General features: G+C 42.1%; 11 protein-coding genes. 8 read left to right on the top strand and 3 right to left on the bottom strand.

Annotation, left to right across the window (positions count from 1 at the left end):
* Positions 1–93: 93 nt before the first annotated feature.
* The 3 genes from BLP92_RS07495 (at position 94) to BLP92_RS07485 (ending at position 3,246) form a co-directional block, all read left to right on the top strand.
* The gene (locus BLP92_RS07495) at positions 94–1,200 is read left to right on the top strand and encodes a M20 family metallopeptidase (RefSeq protein WP_090842149.1); all 1,107 of its coding nucleotides are present in this window, start codon (positions 94–96) and stop codon (positions 1,198–1,200) included.
* Positions 1,201–1,884: 684 nt separating this feature from the next.
* On the top strand, positions 1,885–2,889 hold the full coding sequence (locus BLP92_RS07490) for an LLM class flavin-dependent oxidoreductase (RefSeq protein ID WP_090842148.1): 1,005 nt from the start codon (positions 1,885–1,887) through the stop codon (positions 2,887–2,889).
* 75 nt (positions 2,890–2,964) lie between these two features.
* A complete protein-coding gene (locus tag BLP92_RS07485) occupies positions 2,965–3,246 on the top strand; it encodes a DUF3219 family protein (protein WP_090842146.1) in 282 nt (93 codons plus the stop codon).
* Between the two features lie 762 nt (positions 3,247–4,008).
* Here the strand turns inward: BLP92_RS07485 and BLP92_RS07480 are convergent.
* The 3 genes from BLP92_RS07480 to BLP92_RS07470 all read right to left on the bottom strand — a co-directional run bounded on the left by BLP92_RS07480 (position 4,009) and on the right by BLP92_RS07470 (position 8,187).
* Entirely contained in the window at positions 4,009–6,369 is a 2,361-nt protein-coding gene (locus tag BLP92_RS07480; protein ID WP_090842144.1) for an FdhF/YdeP family oxidoreductase, read from the bottom strand.
* A gap of 141 nt (positions 6,370–6,510) precedes the next feature.
* Positions 6,511–6,876 (bottom strand): Na-translocating system protein MpsC family protein, encoded by a 366-nt coding sequence (locus BLP92_RS07475; protein ID WP_090842142.1) that lies wholly within the window; start codon positions 6,874–6,876, stop codon positions 6,511–6,513.
* A 60-nt stretch (positions 6,877–6,936) separates the two neighbouring features.
* Positions 6,937–8,187 (bottom strand): L-lactate MFS transporter, encoded by a 1,251-nt coding sequence (locus BLP92_RS07470; protein WP_090842140.1) that lies wholly within the window; start codon positions 8,185–8,187, stop codon positions 6,937–6,939.
* Between the two features lie 383 nt (positions 8,188–8,570).
* Between BLP92_RS07470 and BLP92_RS07465 the strand changes: the two genes are divergently transcribed.
* From BLP92_RS07465 to murQ, 5 genes are all read left to right on the top strand, one after another.
* Positions 8,571–8,792 (top strand): group-specific protein, encoded by a 222-nt coding sequence (locus BLP92_RS07465; protein ID WP_090842139.1) that lies wholly within the window; start codon positions 8,571–8,573, stop codon positions 8,790–8,792.
* Between the two features lie 71 nt (positions 8,793–8,863).
* Positions 8,864–9,514: a pentapeptide repeat-containing protein gene (locus BLP92_RS07460; protein ID WP_090842137.1), complete on the top strand. Its 651-nt coding sequence runs from the start codon at positions 8,864–8,866 to the stop codon at positions 9,512–9,514.
* 96 nt (positions 9,515–9,610) lie between these two features.
* Positions 9,611–10,837 (top strand): YeeE/YedE family protein, encoded by a 1,227-nt coding sequence (locus tag BLP92_RS07455; protein WP_090842135.1) that lies wholly within the window; start codon positions 9,611–9,613, stop codon positions 10,835–10,837.
* Between the two features lie 177 nt (positions 10,838–11,014).
* A complete protein-coding gene (locus tag BLP92_RS07450) occupies positions 11,015–11,992 on the top strand; it encodes an N-acetylglucosamine kinase (RefSeq protein WP_090842133.1) in 978 nt (325 codons plus the stop codon).
* 6 nt (positions 11,993–11,998) lie between these two features.
* Positions 11,999–12,907, top strand: coding sequence for an N-acetylmuramic acid 6-phosphate etherase (murQ, locus tag BLP92_RS07445; RefSeq protein WP_090842131.1), 909 nt, complete (start codon positions 11,999–12,001; stop codon positions 12,905–12,907).
* Positions 12,908–12,934 lie beyond the last annotated feature (27 nt).

Raw genomic sequence — 12,934 nt, 5'->3', positions numbered from 1 at the left:
TCCGCCTGCACGCTGGGGAATCGATACGTATTCTTGAAGAAAAAGCGTGTCTGAGGAAATTTTGTTCAGGTATTAGCTGTAAGGAGGATAAGCATGGTCAACCCAATTCCTTTATTAGAAGAATTAATTGAACAGGACAGCTCTACGAAAGAAGGAGTCATCGAAATAGTGAACTATTGCGAAACGTGGCTCAAAGAGCGTGGTCTCTCTGTGGAAAGACTTGAAAACGAAGGATACCCAATGCTGGTAAGTGAAATTGGTTCCGGAGATGAAACTGTTATTTTTAATGCACATGTAGACGTAGTGGAAGCAGAAGAAGAGCAGTTTGATGCTGAAAAAAAGGACGGTAAACTTTACGGACGCGGTGCCATTGATATGAAAGCCGGAGTAGCTGCAATGATGGAGACGATGGTAGAGTTAAAAGATAAAGATTTAAATGTAAAAGTAATGCTGCAGATTGTTCCTGATGAAGAAACCGGAGGAAGGCACGGTACAAAGTATTTAACAGACAACGGTTATTTAGGGGACTTCATTATTTGCGGCGAACCTACAAATTTCGGTATCGCTGTTCAGGCAAAGGGGGTAGTGCAGCTCGATCTTACCCTGCATGGAGAACCTGCACATGGAAGCCGTCCATGGGAAGGCAGGAACGCAATCACGATGGCGACTGATCTGTTTTATGAGATTTTTAAGCTGCCATTTGCAAAAGAATCTGAGCCTCCTATGTATGAAGGACCTTCGATTAACCTTGCTAAGATAAGTGGAGGAGATGCTTACAACAAGGTGCCGAAAAGATGCGAAATGTCACTCGATATTCGTTATCTTCCGTCTCAGTCTCCCCAGGAAATCATCAGGCAGATTGAAGAGATAACAGAAGGGGATATTCACGTAAATGATATTAGTGATCCGGTCGTAACAAAAGAAGACAATCCGTTTGTGCAGACCCTTGCCTCTTCTCTTACAAACGTAACGTCACTGGAAAAGGCAAAAATTTATGGCCAGCATGGTTCAAACGATGGAAAATATTTTACACCGCATGGCGGTTATGCGATAGAATTCGGACCAATTGGTCATGACTGGCACGGAGACAACGAATATGTTTATATGGATTCCGTAAAAGACTATCAGGAAATCTTAAGTGATTTTCTTTTATCCCTTTCCAGGGAAAAAGAAATGAAAAAACAAACTGCTGTAAAATAATCCGGAAATTCCGCTGTGTTTTAAATGACGCAGCGGAATTTTTTTTATTGTACAGGAAATTATTTTTGCAGGTAACTTGCTAATGGATAAAAGTGGGGAGACAGGAGGGAGGAAGAGGAGAGGGCAGGTGAGGTACTTATTTGCTAATAACAGATTCGCATCTACTAATGACAGATAAAGAGGAAAACTGTGCTATTAAAATCACATTCCTCCTTTTTAGTAACAGATACGTCCACTAATAACAGAACATCAGCTGATAAAAACAGATAATACGTCATCGTGTACAGATAACTGCTGCTAATGACAGAATACGAGGATCTTATCCACCGTGCATAAAACCCATACTGAAATGGTTCATGACCAGTATATCGATTGAAAATAAAGATCATTTTTTAACTCATCGCCGGATAGGCAGAGGGATATTGCACCTGAAGAAAAAAACACGAATTGCAGATTCATTTGAGCGGAGAGTGCCGATTCAGCTGAGAATGCGGTTTTGGGAAAACATTATTCTGGGAGTTCACCCAGCAGTTGTGAAAAAAATCTTCTGCAAACATCATCTGCGAAACGCCAGGTAGATTCCTTTGCATGAGAAATTTCAGAAGCATAAGCACATTATTTTAATTTCCGATTTCTTACTGTTACGATAAGCAAGTAATTTATTTAAAGAGAGGATACATTTATATGTCAAATATTCAAGTACCAGTTTCCGTATTAAACCTTGCACCTATCAGACAGGGGCAGGATGAAAAATCCGCTATAGAGGCGATGACAACTTTAGCGCAGAAAACAGAGGAATTGGGATATACCCGTTACTGGATTGCGGAACATCATAATACACCAACACTGGTTAGTTCTGCGACTGCATTATTAATCAAACATACATTAGAGCACACAGAGAGCATCCGCGTAGGTTCGGGAGGTATTATGCTGCCAAACCATGCACCGCTCACCGTAGCTGAGCAGTTTGGAACGATGGAAACTATCTATCCGAACCGTGTTGATTTAGGACTTGGGAGAGCGCCAGGTACAGATATGTTGACCGCCCGGGCTTTAAGAAGATCACAGATGGATGCTTCTGTACATTCATTTCCGAATGATGTCCAGGATCTGCTTCGTTATTTTGGACCGGCAGAAGTGCAGGAAAAAGTAAAAGCTCACCCTGGCTTAAATACACACATTCCGCTGTATATTTTAGGGTCTTCCACGGATTCAGCGAAACTGGCAGCGAAGCTGGGACTGCCTTATGCTTTTGCGGCACACTTTGCTCCGGCACATATGGAAGAGGCAATTGCTATCTACCGTGAAAGATTTGAACCGTCTGAGTATCTGGCAGAGCCATATATGATTATCTGCTTAAATTTAATCGCAGCAGAATCTGATGAAGAAGCAGAAAGAGAAATGACGACTATGCATCAGTTTTTCTTAAATGTGGTACGTGGAACTTCTCAGCCACTTCTTCCCCCTGTAGACAGCATGGAGGGCATCTGGCACCCGCAGGAGCAGGCACTTGCAGCACAGATGACTAGTGTTTCACTCGTTGGAAGCAAGGATACAGTACGGAGGCAGCTGCAGCAGTTTCAGGACAAATACAATGTGAATGAAATTATGGCTGTATCCTATATGTTCGACGAGCAGAAACAGCACCGCTCCTATGAAATTTTAAAAGAAATTGTGGATGGAAAATAATAAACCTGCAAAACAGTACCTTCGGGCATCTCCCGGAGGTACTTTACTTTCAGCGGAAAGGGAGGGGGGACTTAAATGGTTAGCTATATTGTTTTAGATGACAGACGAATTTATATAAAGGAATTTGTTTCAGACGCCATGGAGGGTAAGAAACAAATTTCTGTGCGGTTTGATGTCTCGCATGAAGACTATCATGAAATCACCACTTTGCTGTATAAAGGAGAATTTGTGGTAAGAGTACCGGAGAAAGAGTTGGAATTCCCGGCGGTTATTACCAGCTATGCCACTTCCATCACGAATTTATATGAACAAGGGAATACAGGAGAATTTCATTTAACTTTGAAATCGGGTGAATAATAAAAGGGGAGCGGGTATTTTCAGCACCAGCCCTGACGAAAAGCCTCTGTCTTTATCCGGAATCACACTAAAAAAGCTATCCCCAGTTGTAAACTGGAGGATAGCTTTAAGTTGTTGAAAAAGTAATTTGTATGAGTATCTGCTTCTATGCTTTGTCTTCGAAGGTACGCTTTCCGGAGGGAACTCTCTCAGCTAATCTGCCATGGGCAGATGGATCTTCGAATCGTTCTATCTCCTCCCGGAGTCGACCTTCTACGACTGCAGCTAAAAAAGAAGATAACAGATTTTTATATAGAGTCTTCAAAATGAGAACAGTTTTTTCTATAAGGTTCTGTTAAAGACTACCTTGAAAATAAAAGTTCCGCTAAAAAGAAGTAATACTGCTGCTTCACTTTCGGAGAGGCTTGCCCAAGGGCTTGTTCTCGACTAATTTCTCTCCCGGGGCACGACTTCCATCGATCCACAGACAGCAGGGCAGAGACTGCCATGCTGTCTTGAAGAACCAGGATCGATTCCGCTCGTGCTTCGTGACCAGGCCACTTGGATTCTCGAACTGCGCTCCTCCTTTGGGCGTCCTCTCCTTTGTTACACAGCAGTATTAATTTTCATACTTGATGGTGCAAAAATTTTGCATGAGTGTCTCTGTTAAAGATTGATGTTGATATAAGAAAATTACGCCTTCGGCTCCTTTTTCTACGCTTGCCGAGAAGAAATCCTTCAGCTATCCCCAGTTGTAGACTGGAGGATAGCTTTTTATTCTCATTAGCTTGGTGGTGCCATTTCAAGATCCTCAATAGGCTTCTCATAATATTTTGTATCTTTACGTGCATTAAATCTGTCTGCTTTTTCTACTTTTACTGCAATATTGTAGTCAGGAATCCCGGCGAATTTCTCATATCGTCCTTTCGGAAGCAGGAAGTTCCCTTCCGGAAAATGCACACCGACATTTGATTTTGCAATTGCATCAATTTTCGCTTTCCCCTGGAATACGCCATATTGATTATAAATAACAATTCCTTCCCCATCTGCGATACTCAGCTCTGCAGCGTCTTCTGCATTCAGCAGCACATCATAGCGAGCTGCCCGGTTGAAAGGATCCGTTTCTCCATACACCATCGAGTTAAACTGTTTTCCTCGTCGGGTGGTTACATAGAAGTCTCCTGGCTTTTTATTCAGATCAGGTATGTCTACAGGAATTAAATTTCCTCTTCCATCCGGAGTAGGACAGAGACCGTCTTCGCAGAGCCATGCACCGCCCCATTGAAATACGTCGCCCTGTTTTTTCAAATGCTGTACGCCATCGTAGGAAGGATTGGCAACAGCAATTTCCGCCCGGATTTCATCTGCATCTTTAAAATCAACCAGATGCGCTGTTTCTGGTTTTACCCGCTTTGCAAGGTCAATATAAATTTTCCACTCGGCACGGGCTTCTTCGATCAAATTCTTATTTCCATCTATTGGTGGTGAAAAATACACCATTCGTTCTGTAGAAGTGGAGGTGCCGCCGCCTTCCTGTTCGTAACGGGTCTTTGCCGGCAGGACAATTACCGCTTCCTGTGCTTCCACAAGAGTGGAGGTATTTAAAATAATATCCTGGTGGACACGGATATCGAGTGATGCAAGTGCTTCTTCAATAAAGTCCGGTTCCGGCATCGTTTCTAAAAAGTTTCCGCCGGACATGTAATACATTTTAATTTTTCTTTCATTATCTTCCGGAAGCATAATATTCTCCAGGCTTACTCCCACAATATCACCCTGCCAGTCAGGAAGTTTAAATCCCCAGAGTTTTTCAATCCGTGAAATGTTTTCTCCTTTAAAGTCTCCCCCGGGAAGAACAAAAGGATCTGCGCCCATTTCTCCGCTTCCCTGTACGGAAGAGTGACCACGGAAAGGCATAAGGCCGCTGTGCTTCCGGCCAAGGAATCCGCGGAGAAGTGCAAGGTTAGCCACCTGTGAAATATTATCGGTAGCGAAAGAATGCATTGTTAAGCCGAGCGCCCATGCAAATACCGCGTTTTTGCTGTTGGCAAGAAGTTCTGCCAGTTCAAAAATTCTATCCTTTGATACACCAGAAGATTCCACGATTTCTTCCCAGTTCTGTGCTTCTACTTTTTCTTTAAGCAGTTCATAATCATTGACGTGTTCCTGTACAAATTCATGGTTGATTGCAGCGCCATGCTGCTTTTCTTCCATTTCAAACCAATGTTTCATAATACCGTGCATAAAGGCAATGTCACCGCCGATATTCACCTGATAAAAATCATCTGCGACCTTTGTGCCGAAGAGGGCAGATTCAGGTACAGAAGGCACCCAGTATTTGTCCATGGAAGGTTCCCGGTAAGGATTGACTACAATGATTTTCGTACCTTTTTTCTTTGCTTCGAGCATATACTTTGTGGAAACGGGGGAAGAGTTGGAAGCAACACTTCCCCAGAACAATAGAACATCCGTGCCGATCCAGTCCTGGTAGTTGGAAGTAGATGCGCCTACGCCAATCGATCGTTTCATCGCTGTTTTACTCGGAGAGTGACAGATGCGGGAGGCATTATCTACATTGTTTGTCCCGAGAAAGCGGGATACTTTTCCACCAACATAATAAGATTCGTTTGTGATACCTCGGGAAGTCATATAAAACGCATACTGCTTCGGATCCAGCTGCTTCATTTTATCAGCAATCGTGTCCATTGCTTCATCCCAGCTGAGTCTTGAAAATTTGGTTTCTCCTTTACGGCGGATCATAGGATACGGAATGCGGCCGAGCTTTCGAAGTTCCGTACTGGAATACTTTTTCAGCTCAGAAATATCTGCGTGAAGAATATCTTCACTGATTGCAGGCATCGTATTTAAGCGGAGTACATTGAATCTTGTCGTGCAGACATGCGGTCCGGTAAGCGTCTGATCATATAACCCGGAAACCCCAAGCGCACAGCCGTCACAGACACCCTTGGTAATAATATTTTTGGCATAATTCAGGTTATCTTTATTTTCCCACATGGTTTTAAATGAGTCCCGGATATGTGTCGGTTTAATCTTGCCCAGCCCAAACGGTACAGGGCTGACCCAGTGCTCCGGTGCCGGAATTTTTGATTTTTTCATAGGTCCTGCATGTTTCGTTTTTCCCATTGTCCAACACTCCTTTTTTGTCTTTGCATGATGATTATGCAGCTGATGGCATAAAATAAAAACCACCGAAAACAGGCGCACTGCGCCATTCTTCGGTGGTTGAGTCTTAAGCAGGAACGCTGCCAAGTGCCTAACCTGATATTAATTCAGGTGTGAAAATTTTTTCTCCAGATTATCTTCGAAAACGAATATCGACATGCCTTTATCCTGCTCAATATCAATATCCACGAAAAGTTCTACAAAATTACAGCCCAGTAATTCTTCCATTTCCACCGGACGGTTTTTTCGGTACATTTCCTTTACCATCTCTGTTCTTGCGGCGCGCAGCATCTGCTTTCCGTCTGCATCACCTGCAATAAATTTCTCAATAGGAGAAAGGTTTCCTTCCATTTCACTGATAGCCCAGTTTTTGCAGAACGTAGTGCTAATCCTGCTTGGTCCTTTACCCATGTGTCTTTTTCGAAATGCCCGTACCAAATTACTGAACTCAGCTTCTACTTTATTCATAATTATCCTTTCCTTCACTTATACTTTATAAAAAAAGATTAGTCGTTCATGCAGGAAAAGTCAACTTGCCAACTTTGCGGCAGCATTTTCTTTTTGAAGCTTTTGAATGTCCCAGCGAATAATTATGGAAACGAGAAGTGCTATAACAAACATTCCTCCAAAAATGTATAAGGTTGCTGCGTAGCTTTCTGTAGCTTCCCGTACATTTGCTGCCAGGATAGGACCCACCAGACCTGCAAGCGCCCAGGCAGTAAGAATATATCCGTGTATCGCACCCAGCTGCTTTGTACCGAACAAGTCACCGATATATGCAGGGATAGAAGCGAAACCGCCGCCGTAACAGGTAATGATAAGGAAGAGCAAAGCCTGAAACAATATGGCATGTGTCACAGAAGGAAGCACGAAAAATGCGCCGATCTGGATTGCGAAAAACGCAGTATATACATTTGGGCGGCCGATATAATCAGAAATTGATGCCCAGGCAAGACGTCCTACGCCGTTGAAAAATCCCATAATTCCTACCATAGTAGCGGCTGCAACAGCGGTAAGACCTGCAATTTCCTGCGCCATAGGAGAGGCAACTGCAAGAATTGCAATTCCGCACGTTACATTAATAAACAGCATGATCCACAAAAACCAGAAACGCTTTGTTTTTACAGCTTCGTTCGCAGTAAGCTGTGACAAATCGGCTTTTACTTTTTTGCCGGAATCCACCTTTACATCTTCCATGTAGCCTTCCGGTGGACGTTCTAAGTATAAAGAAGAAGAAAACATGATAATGAAGTAAGTAACACCTAAAATATAAAAGGTATTTGCGATACCTACACTGTCAATTAACGATGCCATAATAGGACTGGATATCATTGCCGCAAAACCAAAGCCCATAATTGCCAGGCCGGTAGCAAGCCCGCGCCGGTCCGGGAACCATTTTACTAAAGTGGAAACAGGAGTAATATAACCTACACCGAGTCCAATACCGCCGAGTGCTCCATAAGTTACATAGAGAAGCCATAGGGATTCCACCTGCACAGCAAACCCTGATCCAATAATTCCAATACCAAAGAATGTAGCAGAGACTAAACCGGAGATTCTCGGACCATATTTTTCTACAAAATGTCCCATAAAAGCTGCAGAAAGCCCGAGAAACGCAATAGCAATACTAAATGTTAATGAGATAGCACTCAGGCTCCAGCCAAATTGTTCTGACAGCGGATTGGTAAATACACTCCATGCATAAACAGATCCTATAGAAATATGGATTCCTACAGCTGAAAGTGCAATGAGCCAACGATTTTTTAATTTTCCTGACATGTGACCACTCCTTCGTTCGAATAAACATAGTTGTAAAATTGCAAATAAAAAACCGCTGCTGTAACTTCCAGAAAAGAAAGAGACTTCTCTCCTGAAAATACGCAACGGCTATCTTTAAGCAGGTTCGCTGCTTAAATGACCAACGGTTATCGTCAAATTAAATATGCTGATTAAACCGACGACAGGATCGCTGTCTCGCATCTCAATCACGCATATCTCTTTGAATTCATTCTTTATCTTACCTTTATATGAAAGCATTTACAATAGGTAAAAGATCAAAAGTTCAATTTTTAGACACATTTTTTTCCGGCCTCTAAAATTGTTATAATGACAGTGGAAATATCAGTTCATCAAGAAAACATGAAAGAAGGAGGGAAATAAGGATGGCTTGTAATCTGGACCACTCTGCAGAAGATACGCAGAAAAAGCTGGAGGCGCAGAAAAGCTTTCTGCCAGAAGATCTGTTTGAGAAAAGTGAACTATTTTTAAAGGGCACCCCTTCACAGGTGGAATTGAACGAACTGTTTCATCTGCTGAAAAAATACGATTTAGCTTCAGAAGAAGAAAAGAAAGTCCGTAACCAGCAGATGAGAGAACTTCTTTAAACATTGTTACAGAGAAAAGCAGTTATACGCTTTTCTCTGTACATAAATAAACATAAAAAGTAGGTAATTTAATGGCAGCAAAAGTACGAGTGGAAATTCCGAAAGTACCGGATAATATGAGAAAGATGGAGTTTAAAGAAATTTTCCTGCAGGAAGAGCCTGAGCTCCTGCAGTGTCAACTCTCAGGTGATTTTATTGAAGAAGCAGAAATACCCCGCTTAATATTGTCAAAAGTGAAATTCAAAAATGTAACAATCGTAAATTCTATGTTTGAGCGGGTGGACATGACGGATGTCATCTTCGAAAACTGTAACCTTTCCAATGTGTCATTTAAAGAAGGACTTCTGCATAGAACTTCCTTTACGGATTGTAAACTGGTAGGGGTACAGTTGGAAGGTGTACATATGGGAAATGTGCAGATCAGCCAGTCTGACATGAGTTTAAGTGATTTTTCAAGCACAACGTTAAAACAGGTAGTCATTAAAGATACCATTTTAGAAGGAGCAAACTTCTGGGAAACCGACTTTGCAAAAGCACAATTCTCACAATGCAATCTGCAGGATGCAGATTTTGCGCAGGCCTCTTTAAAAGGAATGGATATCAGCGATTCCAGTTTTGAGAAAATTCATGTTTCTTTAGAAACGCTGAAGGGCTGTGAAGTCTCCAAAGAACAGGCAATAGTGTTTTCTCAATTGCTTGGACTAAAAGTAAAAGAAACCTGACTCCCGTCAATGATCTAATCCAGCCGCATGTTTGATTCGGGATTATAAAGGTAATAGAGAGGGGATTGCCGCAGATATAGAAGAAAGGAGATAATTATGTCTGAAAACAGTGAAAACTCCCGACCTTCTTATCCGGGACCCCAATACTTAATCTCGTTTATCATTTTATTGGCCGGCGGCATTATTGCCTACATTGCCTATATACATTCAGGCTGGGCTTTTGTCGTATTATTTGTACTTGGATTTTTGATTGGATATACATTATTTCATTCCAATTATGGTTTCGCGACTGTGTATAAACACCTTATTGAAGATGGAAATACCCAGATGCTTCGGGGACATATGCAGAAGCTGATTATCGCGACTACTTTATTTTCGCTTATTCTTGCGAATCAATGGAACTTGTTCGGCAACCTTCCGGAAGGTGCCGTTTCCCCAATCAGTATCGGCTTAGTACTCGGTTCCTTTATATTCGGGTTCGGTATGAACATCGGAAGTAATTTGGGGCCTTCTTCTATGCGTACGAAAAAAGGCGGCCGCACTTCTTTATTATTTACTTTGGCAGGCTTTCTTTTAGGAGCTACCATAGGAGCAGTACACTTTTCTTTCTGGAACGAGTCGCTTCCGAATCGCCCGGGGGTTTCGCTTGCGGATAATACTCCGCTTGGTTATGTCGGGGCCTGGCTAGTACAAATTGCAATTTTTGCAGCTATTGCTTTTGGAACATATATTTATAAAAAGAGGAAGCGTCCTCCTGCTCTTCCACCGATGCCAAGAGGTACCGGCTGGACGGAAATACTTTTCAGCACCTGGCCGATTTGGGTAGGAGCAACGGTGCTTGCGACTTTAAATGCTGCCGTTCTGCTCGTGCAGGGAAGTCCGTGGAAGTTCACGGCACCATTTACTCTCTGGGGTTCGCAGATTGCAGATCAATTTGGTCTTACCCCTTCTTCCTGGGGATACTGGGGACAGCAGGAATTGATGATAGAGTTAAACAGCTCGGTATTTATGAATGATCTCAGCGTACTGAATTTCGGAGTGTTTACCGGAACGCTGTTGACAATGTCCCTGGCAGGCTTATTGAAATTCAGCAAGATATCTCTTCAGATGGCATGTATCACTTTACTCGGGGGCTTTCTTATGGGATACGGTGCCTGCATTTCTTATGGAGCAAACGTAGGCGCTTACTTCAGTGGTCTTGCTTCCATGAGCCTCCACGCCTGGATTTGGACGGTGATGGCAGTATCAGGAGTTTATACAGCTGCATTTCTCAATAACAAATTTCAATTTCTCGGCTCTGCGAAAGAAGGAGAACAAACTTAATTATTTGAATGGCCCGTGGGGAATTGCTCTGCGGGTTTTTTAATATGCTTATGAAGCAAGGAAGTTTTTATAATTAAAATAAAATTTTAAAATAAAAATACAAATATAATAAATAGTATTGACATAATAATTCAATGAACATATACTTTACCTATACTTACTCCATGGAGGTAACAAATGAGTTATGTTGTTGGAATAGATGGAGGTGGCACAAAAACCACTTGTTTATTTAATAAACCCGGCAGCTTTTCTTATCCAGGCAGCGATAGTGCATTTATCGTTACTGGAGAAGGAACGAACCCGCAGTCTGTTGGCTTTAAAACAATGAAAGAACGTTTACGAAGATTACTTTCAAATGGTTTATCAACTTTTAATATTACAGCCGGAGATATAAGCGCAGTAAGCTGCGGAATTGCCGGTCTGGGAAGCTCACAGGATATAAAACATACCGAGAAAATAATAAAAGAGATCTTTTTGGAGCTTGATTTTTCAGAAAATTTATTTTTATCAGTGCATTCAGACTCTTTTATTGCTTTGTATGGTGCCATTCCCGAAGACAAAGAGGAAGGGATTTTAGTTATTTCCGGTACTGGCTCAAATTCACTCGGCATTATAAATTCAGGAGAATTTTTCCGGAGTGGGGGCTGGGGCCATTTCTTAGGTGACGAGGGAAGCGGATATCAGATTGGAATGCATGCATTACAGCATTTGACGAAAGCGTTTGACAAACGTGGTGCTCCTACTTTATTGACGGAGAAAATTTTAAATTTTATGAATTGGGACCACCTGATGGAAGTTAGAAATTTTGTTTATCAGCATAAAGCGGATAAAAAAGAAATTGCAGCGTTTGCGAAATTAGTAATTGAAGCATCAGAAGAGAGAGATGAAGTTGCGGTGCGCATATTGAAAAAGGCTGCAGAGGAACTGGTGCTCCATGTAGAAAGCCTCCATCTGCAAAGTGGTGATTTTCATAAAGACACGCCGGTGATGACAGCAGGATCTATTTTTGAAAATTCAGCAGTAGTAATGAATTATTTTCAACAGCAGATCCATTCGCGGGATTTGGGAGTGATTTCTCCTGCACGAAGTACTCCAGTTTATGGAGCCTGCCTTCTTGCGGAACAGCTGCTCAAAGATAATAGAAAAGTCAGGTGATGACAGGTGGAAAAAGAGCTATCCAAATTAACTACAGAAGGCAGAAACCCTAACAGTATGAAGTTAAGTGAGCTTTCTACAGCAGCGATGCTTGAAGTAATTAATAAAGAAGATATGAAGGTAGCACCAGCTGTTTCAAAGGTGCTGCCGGAAATTGAAAAAGCTGTTGAAATAATATTTGAAGCGTTACGGGATAATGGAAGATTGTTTTATGTAGGCGCCGGTACAAGTGGAAGGCTGGGCATTATCGATGCGTCTGAATGCCCGCCCACATTTATGACGCCGCCGGAAATGATCCAGACCGTGATGGCCGGCGGAAATGAAGCTTTTACAAATGCCGCGGAAGGTTCTGAAGATCATGAAGAAGACGGAAAAAATGATCTGAAAAAAATGGGTGTAACACAGAAAGACGTAGTAGTTGGCATAACCGCCAGCGGCAGAACACCTTATCCGATCGGAGCTTTAAAATCTGCTGCAGAAGCAGATGCCAGAACAATATCTCTTTCCTGTAATAAAAATTCAACCATCAGTGGTTATGCCGACTGTGCGATAGAAGTAATTGTAGGCCCGGAAGTACTGACAGGATCGACCAGAATGAAAGCAGCAACTGCTCATAAGATGATCTTGAATATGATAAGCACTGCGGTAATGGTGAAGCTCGGAAAAGTATATGAAAATTTGATGGTGGATGTACATGCCAGCAATCACAAACTGAAAGAGCGAGCCAAGTATATTGTTACAGAAATAACAAATGCAGATGCAGCTGAAGCAGAAAAAACACTTGAACTTGCTGATTGGCAGGTGAAACCTGCCATTATCATGATTGAAACACAGGTAAGCTATGAAGAGGCGTTGAAAGCAATTAAAAAGAATAATGGCTATGTGGGAGAAGCAATTGCGTTCGCCCAAAAATGATTCTTGAGAAATGTTGAATTCGCAGCC

It is taken from the genome of Alkalicoccus daliensis, from assembly GCF_900103955.1.
Classification (GTDB): domain Bacteria; phylum Bacillota; class Bacilli; order Bacillales; family Salisediminibacteriaceae; genus Alkalicoccus; species Alkalicoccus daliensis.
The sequence above is the reverse complement of the archived record's forward strand: the minus strand, read 5'-3'. Positions and strand labels throughout refer to the sequence as shown.